General features: G+C 57.5%; 13 protein-coding genes and 1 pseudogene. 5 read left to right on the forward strand and 9 right to left on the reverse strand.

Annotated features, from left to right (window positions below; genetic code table 11):
• The first annotated feature begins 5 nt into the window (after window positions 1–5).
• Entirely contained in the window at window positions 6–2,135 is a 2,130-nt protein-coding gene (gene ppk1, locus C5F52_RS05045; RefSeq protein ID WP_104797262.1) for a polyphosphate kinase 1, read from the forward strand.
• A gap of 22 nt (window positions 2,136–2,157) precedes the next feature.
• Window positions 2,158–2,658 (forward strand): histidine phosphatase family protein, encoded by a 501-nt coding sequence (locus C5F52_RS05050; RefSeq protein ID WP_104797805.1) that lies wholly within the window; start codon window positions 2,158–2,160, stop codon window positions 2,656–2,658.
• On the opposite strand, the gene C5F52_RS05055 is transcribed toward C5F52_RS05050, so the two are convergent.
• Window positions 2,627–3,064 (reverse strand): hypothetical protein, encoded by a 438-nt coding sequence (locus tag C5F52_RS05055; protein WP_236657739.1) that lies wholly within the window; start codon window positions 3,062–3,064, stop codon window positions 2,627–2,629. The genes C5F52_RS05050 and C5F52_RS05055 overlap by 32 nt on opposite strands.
• Window positions 3,065–3,136: 72 nt before the next feature.
• A complete protein-coding gene (gene ppx / locus C5F52_RS05060; RefSeq protein WP_104797263.1) occupies window positions 3,137–4,645 on the reverse strand; it encodes an exopolyphosphatase in 1,509 nt (502 codons plus the stop codon).
• 96 nt (window positions 4,646–4,741) lie between these two features.
• Between ppx and C5F52_RS05065 the strand changes: the two genes are divergently transcribed.
• Window positions 4,742–6,640: a PhoX family phosphatase gene (locus C5F52_RS05065; RefSeq protein WP_104797264.1), complete on the forward strand. Its 1,899-nt coding sequence runs from the start codon at window positions 4,742–4,744 to the stop codon at window positions 6,638–6,640.
• A 13-nt stretch (window positions 6,641–6,653) separates the two neighbouring features.
• Here the strand turns inward: C5F52_RS05065 and C5F52_RS05070 are convergent, their stop codons facing one another.
• The 6 genes and pseudogenes from C5F52_RS05070 to C5F52_RS30015 all read right to left on the reverse strand — a co-directional run.
• Complete coding sequence (locus tag C5F52_RS05070) at window positions 6,654–8,018, reverse strand: leucine-rich repeat-containing protein kinase family protein (protein WP_104797265.1); 1,365 nt, start codon at window positions 8,016–8,018, stop codon at window positions 6,654–6,656.
• Window positions 8,019–8,034: 16 nt separating this feature from the next.
• Window positions 8,035–9,339 carry a chromate efflux transporter gene (chrA, locus tag C5F52_RS05075; protein WP_369951938.1) on the reverse strand — a complete coding sequence of 435 codons (1,305 nt, stop codon included), beginning with the start codon at window positions 9,337–9,339 and terminating at the stop codon, window positions 8,035–8,037.
• A 124-nt stretch (window positions 9,340–9,463) separates the two neighbouring features.
• Entirely contained in the window at window positions 9,464–11,110 is a 1,647-nt protein-coding gene (gene mnmC, locus C5F52_RS05080; RefSeq protein ID WP_104797266.1) for an FAD-dependent 5-carboxymethylaminomethyl-2-thiouridine(34) oxidoreductase MnmC, read from the reverse strand.
• A 26-nt stretch (window positions 11,111–11,136) separates the two neighbouring features.
• On the reverse strand, window positions 11,137–11,409 hold the full coding sequence (locus tag C5F52_RS05085; RefSeq protein ID WP_104797267.1) for an oxidative damage protection protein: 273 nt from the start codon (window positions 11,407–11,409) through the stop codon (window positions 11,137–11,139).
• Between the two features lie 56 nt (window positions 11,410–11,465).
• The gene (locus tag C5F52_RS05090; RefSeq protein WP_201746981.1) at window positions 11,466–13,106 is read right to left on the reverse strand and encodes a rhodanese-like domain-containing protein; all 1,641 of its coding nucleotides are present in this window, start codon (window positions 13,104–13,106) and stop codon (window positions 11,466–11,468) included.
• A gap of 69 nt (window positions 13,107–13,175) precedes the next feature.
• Window positions 13,176–13,826 (reverse strand): annotated as a pseudogene (locus tag C5F52_RS30015) (hypothetical protein); the annotation flags it as partial.
• Here C5F52_RS30015 and C5F52_RS05095 point away from each other — a divergent pair.
• The gene (locus C5F52_RS05095; RefSeq protein WP_236657740.1) at window positions 13,744–14,295 is read left to right on the forward strand and encodes a disulfide bond formation protein B; all 552 of its coding nucleotides are present in this window, start codon (window positions 13,744–13,746) and stop codon (window positions 14,293–14,295) included. The pseudogene C5F52_RS30015 and the gene C5F52_RS05095 sit on opposite strands and share 83 nt — an antisense overlap.
• Window positions 14,296–14,333: 38 nt before the next feature.
• Here the strand turns inward: C5F52_RS05095 and argA are convergent, their stop codons facing one another.
• The gene (gene argA, locus C5F52_RS05100) at window positions 14,334–15,683 is read right to left on the reverse strand and encodes an amino-acid N-acetyltransferase (RefSeq protein ID WP_104797269.1); all 1,350 of its coding nucleotides are present in this window, start codon (window positions 15,681–15,683) and stop codon (window positions 14,334–14,336) included.
• 176 nt (window positions 15,684–15,859) lie between these two features.
• Here argA and hrpA point away from each other — a divergent pair, with 176 nt between their 5' ends.
• Entirely contained in the window at window positions 15,860–19,822 is a 3,963-nt protein-coding gene (gene hrpA / locus C5F52_RS05105; RefSeq protein WP_369951883.1) for an ATP-dependent RNA helicase HrpA, read from the forward strand.
• The last annotated feature ends 179 nt before the right edge of the window (window positions 19,823–20,001 follow it).

Consider the following 20,001-nt stretch of genomic DNA (forward strand, 5'->3'; position numbering starts at 1 on the left):
TAGAGATGACTGCTGCTTCGATTGCCAAAGATAAAAAATCTACACCCGCTCACAAATATGAATGGCTAGACCGTGATTTGAGTTTGCTCGCCTTCAATGAGCGCGTGCTCGATTGGGCCAAGCGAGCCGATGTGCCCTTGCTCGAGCGCTTGCGCTACCTGTGCATCGTGTCCTCCAACCTCGATGAGTTCTTTGAAGTGCGCGCCGCGCTGCACCACAGTGTCGAGCATCCCAAAGCCCCTCTAGATGCCGCCGGTACACATGCACAGCACTCGCTGAGCAAAGTGGCGCATGCTTTGGTGGAAGAGCAATACACGCTGTACAACGATGTTCTCATGCCTGCGTTTGCCAAAGAAGGGGTGCGCATCTTGTCGCATGGCGAGCGCACGTTGGCGCAGCACCAGTGGGTGAAATCCTTTTTTGAGCGTGAAGTGCGCCCCTTGCTGTTGCCTGTGGGTTTAGACCCTGCACACCCTTTTCCGCAAGTGGCCAACAAGTCGCTCAACTTCATCGTGCGTTTGTCGGGCAAAGATGCGTTTGGTCGTGACAACGAAATTGCGATTGTCAAAGTGCCACGCAGTTTGCCGCGCCTCATTCCATTGCCAGAAAAACTTTCGGGTAAACGTCAACTGTTTGTGTCGATTTCCAGCGTGATTCGTGCGCATTTGAAAGACCTGTTTCCGGGGCGCGATGTGGGGCAGTTCTCGCAGTTCCGTGTCACACGCCACTCCGATCTGTCGGTAGACGAAGAAGATGTGAAGAACCTTCGCACGGCACTGCGCAAGGGATTGGTACATCGCAATTACGGACAGGCTGTGCGCTTGGAGGTGTCTTCAGGTTGTTCAGAGCATTTGTCTGAATTTTTGTTGAAACAGTTTGAGTTGCCGCACTCAGCCCTGTACCGTGTGCATGGGCCTGTGAACTTGGTGCGTTTGAATCAGTTGATTGATTTGGTGGACAACCCCAAGTGGTTGTTTCCGCGTTACAACGCCAGCTACCCGCAACAAATGGTCACCAATGGGTCTATCTTCGACCGCTTGCAAAGTGGCGATGTGATGATTCACCAGCCCTATGAAAGCTTTGATGGGGTGCTGGCCTTTTTGCGTGAAGCTGTGCGCGACCCCGATGTGTTGGCCATCAAGCAAACCATTTACCGCACCGGTGCCGATTCAAGCCTGATGGAGTTGCTACGCGAAGCGGTGCAGCGCGGCAAAGAGGTGACGGTGGTGGTGGAGCTCAAGGCGCGCTTTGACGAAGAGGCCAACATCAACTGGGCTGAGAAGTTGGAATACATCGGTGCACAAGTGGTGTACGGTGTGGTGGGTTTGAAGACCCATGCCAAGATGCTCTTGGTCACGCGCCGCGAAGGTCGCAGCATTCGCCGCTATGCACATTTGTCTACGGGTAACTACAACCCACGCACAGCCAAGCTCTATACCGACTTGAGCCACATCACCTGCGACCCCAAGCTCACGCAAGACGTGGAGAGTGTGTTCAACCTGCTGGCCAATCAAAGCAAGATTCCGCGCTTGAACAAGCTGATGATTGCGCCATTCCAGTTGCAACGCAGCTTGATCGACAAGGTCGAGAAAACAGCGCAAGCCGCTGCGCAAGGTGTGGCCAGCCGCATCATCTTGAAGATGAACACGCTCACCGATGAAAAGCTGATGGAAGCGCTGGTGCATGCCGGACAGGCCGGGGTACAGATCGATTTGATCATTCGTGGTGCGTGCATGTTGCCCGCGCAGCGCCCGGGTGTGACGGACAACATCCGTGTGCGCTCCATCATTGGTCGCTTCTTAGAACATTCGCGCGTGTTTTATTTCCGCACCGGCAATGACGAGTCTTTGTATTTGTCGAGCGCCGATTGGATGAATCGCAACATGCTGCGCAGGGTTGAGTTGGCATGGCCCGTGGAAGATGCGGCCTTGCGCCAACGTGTGATTGACGAGTGTTTGGTGGCTTATCTGCACGACAACGTGGACGCATGGAGCTTGAATGCCGATGGGCAGTACACGCGTGTGCAAGTGGCTAAACCGAAACGCACCTCGACCAGAACGGCTCAACCTACAGCATCTGTGCCATTGCACGGGGCGCAAGCCGCACTGATGGCGCTGTATGCGGCTAAGCCGTGAGGCCGTGAACGAAGGGCAAACCATGGATTTGATTTTGTGGCGTCACGCAGAAGCAGAAGTTGCTCCAGAAGGGGGTGACGACTTATCGCGCTCACTCACCAAAAAAGGCGAGCGTCAAGCCATGCGAATGGCTGCGTGGTTAGACCGTCATTTGCCAGAAGGCACCCGGGTGTTGGTCAGCCCTTCACGGCGCACCCAGCAAACGGTGGCGCCTTTGGGACGTAAATTCAAATTGCGCGATGAATTGGTGCCTGAAACATCCGTGGAGGATGTGCTGCACCTTTTGAAGTGGCACCCTGAAACTGGGCCGCAACTCAAAGGCCCAGTGCTGTTGGTCGGGCATCAGCCCTATTTGGGTGAGCTAGTGGCCAAGCTACTGGGAATGCACGAGCACACATGCCCTGTGCGCAAGGGCGGTGTGTGGTGGCTGCGCACCCGCCTACGCGACGGTCAACCCCAAACGGTGTTGCTGACCGTCGCCTGTCCAGAACTTACTTCGAGTTCTTGGGACGACCGGTCTTGATGGTCGGCACGTTGTTCAAAGCAGCTTTGAACTGAATGTCGCTCATGGCGGCGAGGGCTTTGACGCCAGCACGCAGCAATTCGCTTTTCTTCACAGCTTGACCGAGTTTGCCAGCGCGGACTTTCAGGCTGTCAACCACCACGTATTCATCTTTAGGAATAGTGAAGCTGTCGCGCACCAGCTTTGGCTTTTTGACTTTGGCAGGTTTGACGGCTTTGACTGGCTTTGCTGGTTGAGGTGTGGCCACTTTCACTGGGGCTTTTTTGACCGCAGTTTTACGCACAGGCTTTGTAGCCGCTTTTTTCACCACGGGTTTTTTCACTGCGGGCTTCTTGGTGGCGGGTGTTGTGGCAGCGCGTGACTTCACGGCGGCTTGAACGATGGTTTTTTGAGCGGTGGTACTCACTGTTTATTCCTTGTGAATTAAAAGAATAAACAGTTTATATCGTTTAAATTAAAACGCCTACTGTCATATATGTCATGGTTTCGTCACAAACTCAAAAGTCCACGGCGCTTTAGCCCAAGATATGTTTTCTTGCTTGAGCAAATGCACCGACTGTGGATAGTCTTGTGCCCAAGAGGCGGGGGCTGTCAGTGTGATGCGATGCTTGTGTTCATCACAGTCCAAGCGCAGTGCCAAGTGCTCTGGGTCTTTGCGTGCATGGCACAGAATCAGGCTCACGCGCAAAGCCATCAGCATCTTGGCGAATTGGTCCTCATGCAATTCGTCTTCAAGCTTTTTCAATTTGCCGCGTTGGCCCAGCACCAGCAAACCTAAGCGGTGCAGTTCTGGCATGCCAAAGCCCAATAAGTCAGCGTTGTCCAAGATGTAAGCGCCGTGCTTGTGGTAATCGCTGTGTGAGATGGCCACGCCCACTTCATGCAGTTGTGCGGCCCAGCTCAGCTTGCGGCACAAGCGCTCTAGTGTGTCTGCGTCGTTGTCTTTGGGTTTGACGTGCATCTGTTGCAACAGATGCACCGCCACACGGCCAACGCGCAGGCCTTGGGCGTTGTCTACCGCGAACTTCGTTGCCAAGCGTTGGATAGATAAATCGCGGGTGTCGGTGTCGTGGTCTTCACGCTCCACCATGTCAAACAACACGCCGTGTCGCAAAGCGCCTTGTGCCACATGCAAGGTCTTCACTTGCAGCAAGTTCATCAAAGCACGCAGCACGCTCACGCCGCCGCCAATCACTGCGCGACGGTCGTCTTTGAGGCCTTCGAGTTGTACCTTGTGGGCCAGGCCAGCGCGCACCAAACACTTCACCAGCCAGTCCAAACCCTCTAAGCTGATTTCGTTTTCAGGAAAACCGGCCAAAGCCAAAATGTCCGCCACCGCACCCACAGTGCCCGATGCACCATACGCTTTTTGCCATTGGGTGCGTGGGTAGGTGGAGAGGGCTTCTTCCAGCACGGCTTGTGCGGCAATTTCGGCTTTTTTAAATGCTTGCTCGGTGAATTCCCCTGTGGGGAAATACTTCATCGACCACGCGACGCTGCCCACGCGGAACGAGGCAGTTTCGGTGGCTTCCAAGCCTTGGCCCAACACCAACTCGGTCGAGCGTCCGCCAATGTCGACCACCAGGCGGCGCTCGTTGCTGCTGGGCAGCATGTGGGCCACGCCTTGGTAAATCAGACGGGCCTCTTCGGTGCCTGCAATCACCTCGATGGGGAAGCCCAAAATTTCGCAACCCTTTTTCAAAAAGGCTTCACGGTTTTTGGCTTCGCGCAGGGTTTGTGTCGCCACGGCGCGCACCTGTGATTTTTTGAAACCCGACAAGCGTTCGGAGAACCGAGCCAAGCAATCCCAGCCCCGCTGCATGGCTTCGTCGGTGAGGTTGCGGTCAGCGTCTAAACCATTGCCTTGTCGCACGGTTTCTTTGAGGTAGGCCACACGTTGAATTTGTCCGTGGTCGTAGCGACCGATTTCAAGGCGAAAGCTGTTAGAGCCCAAATCAATCGCTGCGAGGAGTGTGCCGTGTTTCATAAAAACAATATTACCGTTTATTTGTGACGAAAATATGTCACAGCATTGTCACGAACGGGGCTTAAAGTTTGCATCAATTTTTACACTGAGGCTGCTATGAATACCTTTGACGAAAACGACCAACGCAACCATCCACGTTCGGATGACACAGATTTCAGCCACATGGTGAACACGCTGTTGAGCCGCCGCCAGCTACTGGGCGCAGCAGGGGCGGGCATGGGCTTGTTCTTGGGCGGCCAAGGTTTGGCGCAAGCTGCCAACGTCAGCAAGCACGTAGGTCCACGCATCGGCTTCGCGCCGATTGCTGCCAATTCTTTGGACACCATCACCGTGCCTGCAGGCTACCAATGGCGCGTGTTGGCGTCGTGGGGTGACGCCATCCTTCCCGGTGGCACAGCGTTTGACCCAGCCACGCGCGGCACAGCCATCAGCCAAGGCTTGTCCATCGGCGACAACAACGATGGCATGAGCTTTTTCAGCTTGGGCGCAGACCATGGCGTGATTGCGGTCAACAACGAATACGCCAACTACGAATACCTGTTTGTCAACGGTCGCTGCAGCAGCATCGAAGACACACGCAAGGCCCAAGCTGCCCACGGTGTGAGCGTGTTTGAAGTGCGTCGCGTGGGCGGTGTGTGGAAGTTGCAACCTCAGGCTCGTCTGAACCGTCGCATCACGGCCAACACCGAAATGCGTTTGAGCGGCCCAGCCGCAGGCAGCGCTTTGTTGAAGACCCAAGCCGACCCCACAGGCACCGTGGCCTTGGGCACGTTCAACAACTGCGCCAATGGCCGCACGCCATGGGGCACGTACTTGACCTGCGAAGAAAACTTCAACGGCTACTTTGGCAGCGCCGAGAGCCTGCCTGACAACGCAGCTTTCAAACGCTATGGCATCAGCGCCAAAGGTGCGGGTTTGAACTGGTATTCCTTTGATGGTCGATTCGATTTGGCCAAGAACCCCAACGAACCCAACCGTTTTGGTTGGGTGGTTGAGATTGACCCGATGGACCCCACCAGCACCCCCATCAAGCGCACGGCCTTGGGCCGCGTCAAACATGAGAACGCCGAAGTGGTGGTGAATGCCGACGGCCATGTGGTGGTCTACATGGGGGACGATGAGAAGGGCGAACACATTTACAAATTTGTCTCGGCCAAAAAGTTCGATGCCAAGAATCCAAAAGCCAATCGCGATTTGCTGGACGAAGGCACCTTGTACGTAGCGCGCTTCACCACGGTGGACGGCCAAGCGCAAGGCGAGGGCGAATGGCTAGAGTTGACCCACGGCAAAAATGGCTTGACGGCAGAGGCGGGTTTCAAAGACCAAGCCGAGGTGTTGGTCCACACGCGTTTGGCTGCCACCGTGGTGGGCGCCACCACCATGGACCGTCCTGAGTGGATAGCTGTGCATCCCACACAAGCGCAGGTGTACGTGACCCTCACCAACAACAGCGACCGAGGCACCAAGCCCAACCAAGCGGTGAACGGACCCAACCCACGGGCCAAAAACGTGTACGGCCAAATCGTGCGTTGGACGCCCAAGGGCAACGACCACACGGCCAACTCATTCACGTGGGACATCTTTGCCTTGGCAGGTAACCCCACGCTGCACAAAGACGCGTATGCAGGCTCGGCCAACATCACACCTGACAACATGTTCAACAGCCCGGACGGTTTGGCCTTTGACCGCGATGGCCGTTTGTGGATTCAAACCGATGGCGACTACAGCAACGCCAAAGCCTTTGCGGGCATGGGCAACAACCAAATGTTGTGTGCCAACCCTGTGACGGGTGACATCCAACGTTTCTTGGTGGGGCCAGTAGCGTGTGAAATCACAGGCATTGCGTTCACGCCTGACCAGAAAACGATGTTTGTGGGCATTCAACACCCCGGTGAAAAGTTGGTGCCTTCGCACTTCCCGCAGGGTGGCGATGCGGTGCCGCGTTCATCCATCATTGCCATCTCACGCCGCGATGGCGGCGTGGTGGGCGGTTAAAGCTTTACGCGTTTCAGTGGCTCAAGGCCTCTAGCTCGGCGCACACCTGTGCCAAGCTAGGGCGCTGGGCGGGTGTGTCGTGCAAGCACTGCTGCGCGATTTTTTTCAAAGTTTGAAGTTGCTTGCTATGTGGTGAAGGCGTCACTGCGTTGGCTTCTGCCTGCGTATGAATGGACGTGACATCGCATTGCTCAGCCAGTTCTTCCAGCAAACAACCCAACGCACGCACTTCGAGTTTTTCCAAACCTTGTGCGAGTGCTGCATCGTTCACATCAAAGAACGCCGCTGCACCAAAGTCACTCAGCAGCGCATCACCTTCTGCGGTGTGCAAGATGTTGTGCGCATACAAGTCGCCGTGCAAGATGCCACGTGTGTGCAAGTGCTGCGTGGCGGATGCCATGCCAATGGCCGTGCGCAGTGTGGCGTGCCAGCTCATGCGTTTGCCATTCGGGTACACATCGCGTGTGCAGCTCTCAAGGCTAGGTGGTCCTGCGAGGTTGCCAAACTCGGACGCAATCAGGGGCATGACCAAGGCTTGTTGGTTGGCTGGATGCTCGGTCACCCGTGCCATGGCCGACACCACATGCGGATGCGCACCTGCGTGCATGCACGCCGCCATTTCGCAATCAGGCAAGCCATCGCTGGTGACGGCGCCTTTGAACAGCTTGACTGCCACTGACTGTTCACCTTCGCGAGTCCGCAGAGTGGCTTGGTGAATCACACCAGACGCGCCTTCACCCAGTTGGTGTTGCACACGCAGGCGCGGCCATTCAATGTGAGGGGTGGGCGCATTGGCCAAAGCGCGTGCTTCTAGTGCGTGTGTGAATGGGTTGCCCGCAAACGCCAACCATGTGAGACGTGGCATGTGCAACAACCAATCCGGAAACTCTGTCAGTTGATTGGCTGAAATGCGCAGCAACTCTAGGCGTGTGCAGTGGGCCAGTTCGGTGGGGAGGCTGCGTAGCTGGTTGCCTGCCAGCATCAGCTTTTGCATGTGCGTGCATTGCCCAATCTCAGCAGGCAATTCAGTCAGCGCGTTGTCGGTCAGGATGAGCCAACGCAGCAGTGGTGGCAAAGCCTTGGGCGACACGTGTGCGATGCGGTTGGCTTTGAAGCCCACCATGCTGAGCTGCTGACATTGACCCAGCACTTCGGGCAATTCGGTGAAGGGGTTGTCCGAGCAAAAAATCACGCACAGCTTATGCAGGCGTGGCAGATCGTCGGGCAGGGTACTCAGCTGGTTGCCCGATAAATCTAAGATTTCCAGTGATTCGGCCAACTCAAAAATTTCACGTGGAAATTCGGTTAGGCCACAGCGCAGTTGCAGGCGTGTGATGCCTGCCAGTTCGCCGCTTCGCAGTTGTTCAAGGGTGTGCATGTTTCTGCGCAAAGTATCAAAGCGGAATGAGCTTGACGGCCAAACCCACCAAGGCGCACAGGCCAATGACTTCCATCACGCTGCGTTTCAATTTGAACAGCATCCATGCCGCACCTACGGCAATGAGTGCCGAACGCACATCCAACGCGCCATCAAAACCTTCTGGCCACAACAGGTGATAGCCAAAAAACAGTGCGAGGTTGAGCACCACGCCTACGACGGCAGCGGTGATGGCGGTGAGGGGTGCGGTGAACTTGAGGTTGCGGTGCGTGCTCTCCACCAAGGGACCGCCTGCCAAGATGAAGATGAACGAGGGCAAGAACGTGAACCACGTCACGAGGCACGCGGCCAGGGCACCTGCGGCAAATAGGCTCTCAGGCCCGAGCAAGGCTTTGACATAGCCACCGACGAACGCCACAAAGGCCACCACCATGATGAGTGGACCCGGTGTGGTTTCGCCCAAGGCCAAGCCGTCCATCATTTGCGTGGGCGTGACCCAGCCAAACTGGCTGACCGCGCCTTGGTACACATAGGGCAGCACGGCATACGCGCCACCAAAGGTGAGTAAAGCCGCTTTGGTGAAGAACCAGCCCATTTGCGTGAAGCCGTGTTCCCAACCGAACACCGCACACAGCACGCCCATGGGTAGAGCCCACAACACGGCACCTGCCAACAACACGTGGGTCAAACCTGCAAAGCTGAAATGCGCGTGTGCAGGTGGTGGCGTGTGGTCGTCAATCAAAGCCGGGCCATAAGAAGCCTTGGAAGCGCCATGCACACCGCCGGTTTGAAATGTGTGTGGCGACACGCGGCCGCCCACATAACCTATAGCAGCGGCCACACCCACGATGAAGGGGAAGGGCACATCGAGCGCAAAGATGGCTACAAACGATGCCGCGGCGATGGCCCACAACACGTTGTTTTTCAACGCACGTGAACCAATGCGATGTGCCGCTTGCACCACGATGGCCGTGACCGCAGGCTTGATGCCAAAGAACAAACCCGCCACCCAAGGCAACTCTCCAAATGCGATGTAGACCCACGACAGCGCAATCAAGATGGCCAATGACGGCAACACAAACAAGGCACCCGCTACCACACCGCCCCAGCGCTTGTGCATGAGCCAGCCGATGTACGTGACCAGCTGTTGGGCCTCTGGGCCGGGCAACACCATGCAGTAGTTGAGCGCGTGCAAAAACCGTCGCTCAGACAACCAACGGCGGCGCTCCACCAGCTCTTGATGCAGGATGGCAATTTGTCCCGCAGGCCCACCAAAGCTAATGAAACCGAGCTTGAGCCAAAACCAAAAGGCTTCGGCCATGCTCACGGCAGCTGGTGCTACTTGTTGAGTTGCATCCTCTGGCGTCGATATCTTGTTTGAGGCTTGGGTCATTTGTGTAGATGCGCTTAGGGTGTGTCGTTGGTTGCGTGTGCCATGGGTGAGTTCAAGCTTTGGGCTTGAACCGTGTGGCATCTAAAAACTTGGCCAGTCGCGCTTCGACGGGCAAGGGCTCGCCATGCCATTGTGCGGCCAGCAATTCGCCGCACAGCAAGCCCAGCGTCAAACCGCGCGAGCCCATGGCCGCATTCATGTACAAGCCCTCGGGTGTGTTGGGCACGCGGCCTGTCATGGGTAAGCGGTCATGCACGCCACAGCGCATACCAGCCCAGCCATGCACGCGTGGGGCTTCTGAGCCAACAGTGGCAAACAAGGGGGCGAGTGCGGCCGCGGTGTCCGGCTCTAAAGCTCGCAAGCGTTCTAAGTTTTCTGCGTGGTCGGCATCGAGCAAGCGCGCGTCGCCGTTGATGCGGTCATACGTGGCTCCGGTGTACCAAGCGGGGCCATCGGGCGAGGTGATGTCGTGCACAAAACTGCCATTGCCGTTCACGGGTGTGGCGGGCATGTACGAACCTGCGGGCACATCGGCCATCAAGCCCCAAGACACTTGGCCGCGCAGTGGGTTGATGCGTGGGGCACTGCCATCTTCAGTGGCGGTGGCAATGAGTGCCGCAGAGCCAGGACCTGCGGCTAACACCACGCGAGAGGATTCGGCCAGTACCTTGCCGTCTTGAAGCACTTGCCATTTGGATGCGTTGGTGTTTTCAACTGGCGTGACGCATTGCAAAGCGTCCACTTTGGCGTGGCCTTGCCAACGAATGTTCGGGTGGTCGAGCAAGGCACGCACCAATTGCGCAGGTCTGAGCCACGCGCCGTGTGGGTGCCAGTACGCATCATCGGGAGCAGGCAGTGGTGCTTTGTGTGTCCAGTCGTTCGCGTTGTGGGCGTGTTCGTGGAGCCAGCTCAGTGGCACACCGCCGCGTCGGGTTTTGCCGGGCAGGCGGCGTTCGCGCACACCGGTGCAGCCCCAATCCACGCCTTCGGTCAGCAACCTTCGCATGGTTTGTTCCATCAGCCGCAAGCCGGCGCGCGAGAGGCGTGACACGCCGCTGTCGTCGTGCGAGGTGTGTGGCGCCACCACGCCCACGGGCAAGCCCGATGCACCAGCAGCAGGAGCGTCGCCTGCATCGAGCACCGTCACTTGCCAGCCGCGTTCAGCCAATGCGCGTGCAGTGCCAGCACCTGCAATGCCGGATCCGATGATGGTGACCGTACGTTCATCCAACGCAGGCGCATCAGCAGGTGGAATGCATGGGCCTGTGGGGTGTGCATGCAGCACGTCTACAAACTCAGGCCAAGCTTCGTGTGGACCTATGCAGAGGGTGAGCGCCAAGCGAGCATCGCGGTCGTGTGCGGTGTGGTCGTCGGGTGCTGTTCCAACGCTTGGGTCAAGCTGTGTCTTCGAGTGTGTGTGGCGGGCAAACCGCAAGCGGTGTATGCCGGGCAACAAGCCCCAGCATTGTTCGGCCAGTTGTTGGGCGTAGGGCAAAAGTTCAGGAGCCTGCGCCGCAACCGCACGCAGCAACGCATCTGCTTGCAAAGGCTCAACACGATGCGCCACCACATGCAAGTGCATAGGTCGTGCGCTATCCGTTGCCCAGCTGTGCCACAGACGTAGAAAAGCCAGCTCGTCAAAGCTGGCTTGTGTGTGGCACCAGCTGCTGCAGCCGTGCCATGCGTTCTCGCTGACCACGCAGGGTTGCGTTGAATGCAGCGCGATTAAGCGCTTGGTGGCACGTAGCCTTGCACGGCGTCAGCGCCGTCGCCAAAGAAATGTTTTTCCATTTGGCGCTTGAGGTATTCACGGGCGCGCAGGTCGGCCAAGTTCAAACGGTTTTCGTTGACCAACATGGTTTGCTGCTTGATCCAATCGGCCCAAGCTTGTTTGCTGACGCTTTCCCAAATGCGCTTGCCCAACTCGCCTGGGTACGGTGGCAAATCGAGGCCCTCTGCTTCGGTGCCGAGTTTGATGCATTGAACGGTGCGTGACATGTGATGTGCTTCTCTGTGATCAGGGTTAAAAACTTCAGGCGAGACTGTAGCAATATTTAAATCACCCTGAAATGGTGGGTGCCATCGCGTGCCAGCTGGTCGACCAAACCAAACTCCCAGTCGAGGTAGCCCTGCATGGCTTCCACTGGGTTGTTGGTGCCCTCGTAGGGACGGCGGTAACGGTCCACGCGCTCCACGGCCATTTGGTGGTCGCCGGTTTGCAGCTTGCCTCCCGCGGCCAGCCAAGCGGCGTTGCCGCCTTCAAGCCACACCACCTCAATGCCGGCTTTGACAGCCGCTTGTACATCGGCCACAGCAAATCGTGACACGCTGCCGTTTTGGCAGGTGAGCACATAGCGGTGGCCTTTGTGCGCGGCAGTGAGCGAGTCTTTGAGCTGTGTGCGCAAGACCCACCACGCGCTGTGAATATGGCCGTGGATGTATTGGGCGCTGGTGCTGAAGTCGAGCACCACGGTGTGGCTGTTGCGGTCGGCCAACCAAGCTTTGACTTGCTCAACTTTCACCGGTGTGACCTTGCCTTGTGTCTCGGGCAATGGCAAAGCTTGCACGTCGGTGTGTGTGAAGTCTTCGGCCGTGAGGCCTGACACCACATACACCTCCCAACCCATTTGGGCTAGCCACGAGGCCGACATGTGGGCGCGTGTGCCATCGGTGTCGCACAGCACGATGCGTGCGCCACGCACGGCAGCTTGGTGGTCGGTCTCTTGCACCAGTTGGCCGCCGGGGGCGCTGCGTGCACCGGCCACATGGCCCGCTACGTATTCTTCGGGTGTGCGCACATCAAAGAAATACGTGGTCCGTGTGGGGTCGGCCAACCATGTGTTGAGCTCATCCAAACGCACGCGTTTCACACCGGCGCGCATGGCCACCGCAAATGCGCTGGCAGCGGCTTTGGCTCGGGTGGCGTCGTCCACCTCGGGGAAATGATCGCTCGCACCTTTGACCAGCTCTTGGCCTGCCAAGGTCCAACCAATCGTGCCGTTGCGCAGGGCGCTCACGGGGTTGGGAATGCCTGAGTTGATGAGCGACTGCGTACCAATGATGCTGCGCGTGCGGCCCGCACAGTTCACGATGATGCGCGTGGTGGCATTGGGCGCGAGTGCGCGGGCACGTAACACCAGCTCGGCCCCGGGCACGCTGATGCCGCTGGGAATGCTCATGGTTTGGTACTCGTCAAAACGGCGTGCGTCCATCACCACCACATTGGCTTTGGCATCGATGAGGGCTTTGACTTCTTGCGCGGAGAGCGACGGCGTGTGACGCTTGGATTCGACCAACTCACCAAACGATTTGCTGGGCACGTTGACATCGCGGAACACTTCGCCGCCTGCATCTTGCCAGCCTTGGAGGCCACCGGCAAGCAGATGCACGTTGGTGTAGCCCATGCGTTTCAAGGTGCGGGCTGCGGGCAGGGCGAGGTCGTCGCCATTGAATGCAGTGCCGTACACCACGATGAAGGTGTCCAAGCGAGGGATGCGCGTCCAAGCATCGGCTTCGATACGGCCCAATGGCAAGTTGGCTGCAAACAGGGGGTGGCATTGGGCGAATGGGTCTTCCTCGCGCACGTCGAGGATGGCGATTTCTTGGCGTTGCAGCAGGGTTTCGCGAATATGGGCGTAAGCAGCGAGGGGAAATTCAAGTGGCGCTTCAACCTTGGCATTGCTGTAGCCAGAAATGAAATCTTTCACCGTGCCGTCTTCATGGAACACGTGGCGGCTCACCTTGCCAATATCGGCGCCGTAGACATGGATGCTGATGGAGGCTTGGTCGGCGAATGCATTCCACACCCGGTGCACATCGCCAATGGTGGGTGACACGGCTTCGACATGGCCTTGCTCTAAACGGATTTGCTCGCCGCTGGGCTGCCAATGGCCTTGTGCATTTTTGGCAAACGGCTGGCACAGCTCTGCGCCGCGCAACATGCCAATCAAGCCCCACACGGTGTGGTCGTGAATCGGCGTAGATTGACCTGGGCCCCACACAAAGCTCACCACTGAAAAGCGGTCATCGGGGTCGGCGTAGAGTAAAAACTGTTGGTAACGCTCGGGGTTGGGCTGGGCGTATTCTTCAGGTAGCCAATCGTCGTGTGCCACCAACTCGGCCAACAGCGGTTTGCCACTCGCCAAAATGGCGGCTTCGTCGGTGGTGCTTTTGAGCAGTGCATCGAGTTGGGTGACGAAGTTGTGTAAACGGGGTGTATCGGCGGGCTGTGGTGTACGTAAAGTCATGGCTTGTCTCTGGTTTTTTGGCGTTTGGGCCAATGCCACCATTGTTTCACAGCGACAATTGAATCTAGTCCTTTTGGAGACCGATGTGCACGTAGAACTTTTGAATAACCCTCGCCGTGTTTGGCTTTGTATTGCCCTGACCTGTTTGGGTTTGTTGTCGTTCGGCATGTATTTGCAGCATGTGGTGGGCTTGGAGCCTTGCCCCATGTGCATCGTGCAGCGCTATGTGATGGTGTTGATGGGTTTGGTGGCTTTGCTGGGTGCGGTTTTGTCGGGCCGTACCGCATCGTTGACGGTCGGCAGTGTGTTGGTGTTGTTGGCTGGTGGCGGTGCTTATGTGGCGGCCCGCCAAACTTGGTTGCAGTGGTACCCGCCCGAGGTGGTGTCATGTGGCCGTGACTTCTACGGCATGATCGAAACCTTCCCGCTGCAACGTGCCATCCCCATGATTTTTAAGGGCGGTGGTGATTGCTCAAAGGTGGATTGGACTTTCTTGGGGGGCTCGATTGCCAACTGGTCGTTTGTGGCGTTTGTGGGGTTGGGGTTGTTGGCCTTGGCCGCCTTCATCCGCTTGCTGTCTCAGCCTGCGCCGAGCATCAGAGACGCCAGCGACTCCAGCGAAGGCGTGACACCCTGAGCTGGCAATAAAAAACGGGGCTTGTGAGCCCCGTTTTTTTATGCCAGCTTCTTCACCAAGACCAAACTCCTGCGGTCGGTGTTGTATTTGCGCTTGCGTGCTTCGGGCAGCCAATCAGGATCAACCTGTACAAAGCCGCGTTTCAAGAACCAATGCTTGGTGCGTGTGGTCAGCACAAAAATGCTCTTGAGGCCTTTGTTGCGGGCGCGTTGTTCGATGCGCTTGAGCACCTTCTCGCCATCGCCTTGGCCTTGCGATTGGGGCGACACGGTGAGGGCCGCCATTTCAGCTGTTTGCGCTTCGGGGTAGGGGTAGAGCGCCGCGCATGCAAAGATCACACCGTCATGTTCGATGACGGTGTATTGGCCCACATCGCGTTCAATCTCGTTGCGGTCACGCTTGACCAAGGTGCCGTCTTTTTCAAACGGCTCAATCAGTTGCAAGATGCCGCCCACGTCTTCATGCGTGGCTTCGCGCAAGCTTTCTAGCTTCTCATCCACCACCATGGTGCCAATGCCGTCATGCATGTACACCTCCAGCAGCAGTGAGCCATCCACCGCAAACGGCAAGATGTGGCTACGTTCCACGCCCGTCTCGCAAGCCTTCACGCAATGCTGCAAGTAAAACGCGATGTCAGAGGGGTCTGTGGTGTGGGGCAGGGTGGCCAGCAGTTGTTTGGCGGCGTCCAACGGCAGTTCGGTGTCGATGGGGTTGTCTTCGCTTTCGGGTTCCATGGGGCGAATGCGAATGCCCGGTGTCTCGGTCACAAACAGCAGTTTGTCCGCTTGCAAAGCGGTGGCCACCGATGTGGCCACTTCTTCCATGGTCAGGTTGAACGCTTCGCCCGTGGGTGAGAAGCCAAACGGCGAGATGAGCACCATCGAACCCGAGGCGAGGGTTTGGGTGATGCCCGCCACGTCCACCTTGCGCACCAAGCCTGAGTGTTGAAAGTCGATGCCGTCCAAGATGCCCACAGGGCGAGCGGTGATGAAGTTGCCAGAAATCACGCGCACCGTGGCGCCCGCCATGGGCGTGTTGGGCAGGGCTTGGCTGAAAGCGGCTTCAATTTCAAAGCGCAGTTGGCCTGCCGCCTCTTGCGCGCAGTCGAGGGCCACGCCATCGGTGATGCGCATGCCGTGTGAGTAATGGGGCACATGGCCTTTGGCGGCCAGTTGTTCGTTCACCTGAGGGCGAAAACCGTGGACCAACACAATGCGCACGCCCATGCTTTGGATGAGCGCCAAGTCTTGCGCCAAGTTGGGCAGCTTGCCTGCGGCAATGGCCTCGCCCGCGATGCCCACGACAAAGGTCTTGCCGCGGTGCATGTGGATGTAGGGCGCGACCGAACGGAACCAAGGCACAAAGGTGAAGTCAAAAACGGCGGACATGTGGGCTGGTTTGTGGCGTGTAAAGGGTTGAGCGTTCTCGGTCTGAGCCGGACGGGGATAATTGCGGATTGTCACCCAAGTTAGCGCCTGTTTTGTCTACCCTAAGCCCCCAGTCTTTCCCGTTCAAGATTGAATTTCCAGAATCGTTGCCCGTCTCGGCCAGGCGCGAGGAAATCATGGCCGCCATGCAGGCGCATCAGGTCATCATCGTGTGCGGCGAAACTGGCTCGGGCAAAACCACGCAACTGCCCAAAATGGCGCTCGCTCTGGGGCGCGGACAAGGCAGGGAGCTTGGCCCCAACTCCAAGCCTGGTCAGCGCAAACAAATCATCGGCCACACCCAGCCCCGCCGCATTGCCGCCAGCTCGGTGGCCAAGCGCATTGCCGAAGAGCTCAAAACCCCGCTGGGCGACGTGGTGGGTTTCAAGGTGCGCTTCCAAGACCGCCTGAGCAAAGACGCGTCGGTCAAGCTGATGACCGACGGCATTTTGCTGGCCGAGACGCAAAACGACCCGCTGCTCAAAGCCTACGACACCATCATCATTGACGAGGCTCACGAGCGCAGCCTGAACATTGACTTTCTACTGGGCTACTTGCGCGAAATCTTGCCGCGCAGGCCTGACCTGAAAATCATCGTCACCTCGGCCACGATTGATGCCGATCGCTTTGCGCAGCACTTTGCTTCAGCCAAAGGGCCAGCGCCGGTACTGATGGTTTCGGGCCGCACCTTCCCCGTCGAGATGCGCTACCGCCCGTTTGAAGAAAAGCGCGACTACGACCTGAACAACGCCATTGCCGACGGCGTGGACGAGCTGTGGAGCAACCCATCGCAGCAGGGTGACATCTTGGTGTTCTTGCCAGGTGAGCGTGAAATTCGCGAAGCGGCAGACCATCTGCGTGCCCACCTGAGTCACAGCCCCGTCATGCGCAGTGCCGAGGTGCTGCCGCTGTTTGCGCGTCTCTCAACTGCTGAGCAAGACCGTGTGTTTGATACACGTGGTGGCCGTCGCATTGTGCTGGCCACCAACGTGGCTGAAACCTCACTCACCGTGCCCGGTATTCGCTATGTGATTGATGCAGGCACCGCTCGCGTCAAGCGCTACAGCTGGCGCAGCAAGGTGGAGCAGTTGATGGTGGAGCCCATCAGTCAAGCCGCAGCCAACCAACGTGCAGGCCGTTGCGGCCGTGTGGCCAACGGCATCTGCATCCGCTTGTATGACGAGGTGGATTTCAACGGTCGAACCAAATTTACCGATCCAGAAATTTTGCGCAGTTCGCTCGCGGGCGTGATCTTGCGCATGAAGTCGCTGCACCTCGGTAACGTGGAGCAGTTTCCGTTTCTCGAAGCGCCGCGCCCCAAAGCGATTGCCGATGGCTACCAACTGCTGAGCGAGCTTGGCGCGGTGGATGACGACAACGAACTCACGCCCATGGGTAGCGAGCTGTCGCGCTTGCCACTAGACCCCCGCGTGGGCCGCATGATTTTGGAAGCGCGTGACCGCAACGCTTTGGACGAAGTGCTCATCATTGCCTCGGCCCTGAGCGTGCAAGACGTGCGCGACCGCCCGATGGAAGCGCAAGCTGCGGCTGACCAAGCCCATGCAAAGTTCGATGACGACCGCAGCGAGTTCAGCGGCTACCTCAACCTGTGGAAGTGGCTAGAAAATTCGCGCGGTGGTAAGCCACATTTGCCCGCCAGCATGAAGCAGCAAATTGCGGTGAAACAGCCGCAAAGCAAACAAGGCGCAGTGAAGGTGGGCATGACGGGCGTGCCGACCGAGCACAAGCTGAGCAACCGCCAATACGAAGCGCTGCTGCGCCAAAACTTTATCAACGTGCGTCGCGTGCGCGAGTGGCGCGACACGCACACCCAGCTGTTGACGGTAGTCACCGAACACAAATGGCGCATCAACACCTTGCCCGCCAGCTACGACCAACTCCACTTGTCGATGCTCGCGGGGTTGTTGGGCAACGTGGGCTGCAAGCTAGAAGACGACGAAGCGTATTTGGGTGCTCGCGGCATCAAGTTTTATCGCCATCCCGGCGCACACTTGCGCAAGAAACCGGGCCGCTGGATTGTGGTGGCCGAGTTGGTGGAAACCACGCGCTTGTTTGGCCGAGGCATTGCCGCGATGGAGCCGCAGTGGCTAGAGCAGGTAGGTGGTCATCTGCTGAAAAAACAATTACTCGACCCGCATTGGGAAAAGAAAGCAGGCGAGGTCAAAGCACTAGAGCGCGCCACGCTGTATGGCTTGGTGGTCTACAACGGCCGCCGCGTGAGCTACAGCAAAGTTGACATGGTGGGTGCGCGCGAAATTTTCATTCGCGAAGCATTGGTGGCAGGCGAGCTTGACACCAAGCTGCAATTCCTTGCGGCCAATCAAAAGCTCATCGCGCAAGTGGAAGAGCTAGAACACAAATCGCGCCGTCAAGACGTGTTAGTGGATGACGCGTTGATTTACGCTTTTTATGACCAGCAGCTGCCCGCCGATGTGTGCAGCTTGGTCACGCTGGAGCATTGGTATCGCGAAGAAGTGAAGCGCCAACCCAAGCTGCTGTGCTTGAGTCGCGAAGAGCTGATGCGCCATCAAGCTGCGGGCATCACCACACAAGCATTTCCCAAAACATTGCGCATGGGCGGTGTGGACTGCACAGCTGACTATTTACATGAGCCAGGTGACGCCAAAGACGGCCTGACCGTGACCGTGCCGCTGTTTGTGTTGAACCAAGTCAGCGAAGAACGCGCTGAGTGGTTGGTGCCGGGCATGCTGAACCAAAAAATTCATGCCTTGCTCAAAACCTTGCACCAGCGGCCTCGCTCGCGCCTAGTGCCGCTGCCTGAGAGTGCAGCAAGATTGACCGAGGCTTTGTCGGCAGACACGGTGTTTGGCGCTGGTCCTTTGGTGGATGCTTTGCTCAAGCTGGTACGCGACGCCACGCAAGTGGATGTGAAGCGTGCGGACTTTAAGGTGGACATGTTGCCGCCGCATTTGTTCATGAACTTCCGTGTGGTGGATGAGCATGGGCGGCAGTTGGGTCATGGGCGCAACTTGGGTGCGCTGAAGGCTGAGTTGGGTAGCCAAGCGCGTGGGGCGTTTCAGGCGTTGGCTGCACTTAAAGGTGTGGGCACACTAAGCTCTGGTGTCGGCGTTGATGGGGCTGCGGCGTCGGCTGATGGAGAGCAGCGGGCTCCTCATGCTTTACAGAAATCGTCACCCGCTGCTCCCCATCAGCTAACACCTTCTGGTCGTGGTACGTCTGTCTCTAGCGCTGTCGCTTCTTCGCCTGCGGAGCAGCGTTACACCAGTTGGACTTTTGGTGAACTGCCTGAGCTGATGGAAATCACCAAAGGCAAGCAGACCCTCATTGGTTTTCCGGCGCTGGTCGATGTGGGCGACGCCGTGTGCATTGAAGTGTTTGACGAGCCCGAGGTGGCGGCCACCAAACACCGCGCGGGCTTGCGCCGTTTGTTTTCCATTCAAATCAAAGACGCGCTCAAGTACCTTGAGAAGAACTTGCCCGACCTGCAAAAAATGTCGGTCGCGTACATGAGCTTGGGCACTTCGGATGAGCTCAAACAACAAATACTGGATGTGGCTTTGGACCGCGCCTTCTTGCTCGACCCATTACCTACCAGTGAGGCTGATTTCAAACGCCGCCTAGAAGAGGGCCGCGGCCGACTGACACTGATTGCCAACGAAATAGCCCGCTTGGCGAGCACTGTGCTGACTGAGTTTGCGGCCGCTAGCCGCAAAGTGAAAGACACCAAAATCAGCCCCGACAGCGTGGCTGACGCTGCGCAACAACTGCAACGCTTGGTGGGCAAACGCTTCATCGCCGACACGCCATACACACAACTGCAGCACTTTGCGCGCTACCTCAAAGCCGTGGTGCTGCGCCTAGACAAACTGCGCGCCGATGCTGCACGCGACGCCACCAAACTGGCTGAACTCAAACCGCTGGACCAAAAGTATTGGCGCTTGGTGGCCGAGCGCAAAGGCGTGACCGATGCACGCATGCAAGAGTTCAGGTGGCTACTGGAAGAGCTGCGCGTCAGCTTCTTCGCGCAAGAGCTACGCACGCCGCAGCCAGTGAGTGTGAAGCGGCTGGATAAGGCTTGGCAGCAGCTCAGTTATTGAGTTCGCGTTAATTTCAAAACTTGTGACAACTACGGCAGGGTATTTATTCATTCTTAGATGAAGAATCCGACTGTGCTGCAGAGTTATTGATTTTCTTTAGGAGCTGGTCGCGCTCCATCTCAAGTTGTTTACGCTCTAATTCTTTATTAGTTTTTTCTAGTTCACGATTAAGGTTATCA

The organism is Limnohabitans sp. TS-CS-82 (genome assembly GCF_002943475.1).

Bases quoted from the DNA above. Each gene is read 5' to 3' on its own strand.
- C5F52_RS05050 (WP_104797805.1), top strand. From the start codon at position 2,158: ATGGATTTGATTTTGTGGCGTCACGCAGAAGCAGAAGTTGCTCCAGAA.
- ppx (WP_104797263.1), bottom strand. From the start codon at position 4,645: ATGAAACACGGCACACTCCTCGCAGCGATTGATTTGGGCTCTAACAGC.
- C5F52_RS05065 (WP_104797264.1), top strand. From the start codon at position 4,742: ATGAATACCTTTGACGAAAACGACCAACGCAACCATCCACGTTCGGAT.
- chrA (WP_369951938.1), bottom strand. From the start codon at position 9,339: ATGGCCGAAGCCTTTTGGTTTTGGCTCAAGCTCGGTTTCATTAGCTTT.
- ppk1 (WP_104797262.1), top strand. From the start codon at position 6: ATGACTGCTGCTTCGATTGCCAAAGATAAAAAATCTACACCCGCTCAC.
- C5F52_RS05085 (WP_104797267.1), bottom strand. From the start codon at position 11,409: ATGTCACGCACCGTTCAATGCATCAAACTCGGCACCGAAGCAGAGGGC.
- hrpA (WP_369951883.1), top strand. From the start codon at position 15,860: ATGGCCGCCATGCAGGCGCATCAGGTCATCATCGTGTGCGGCGAAACT.
- C5F52_RS05070 (WP_104797265.1), bottom strand. From the start codon at position 8,018: ATGCACACCCTTGAACAACTGCGAAGCGGCGAACTGGCAGGCATCACA.
- argA (WP_104797269.1), bottom strand. From the start codon at position 15,683: ATGTCCGCCGTTTTTGACTTCACCTTTGTGCCTTGGTTCCGTTCGGTC.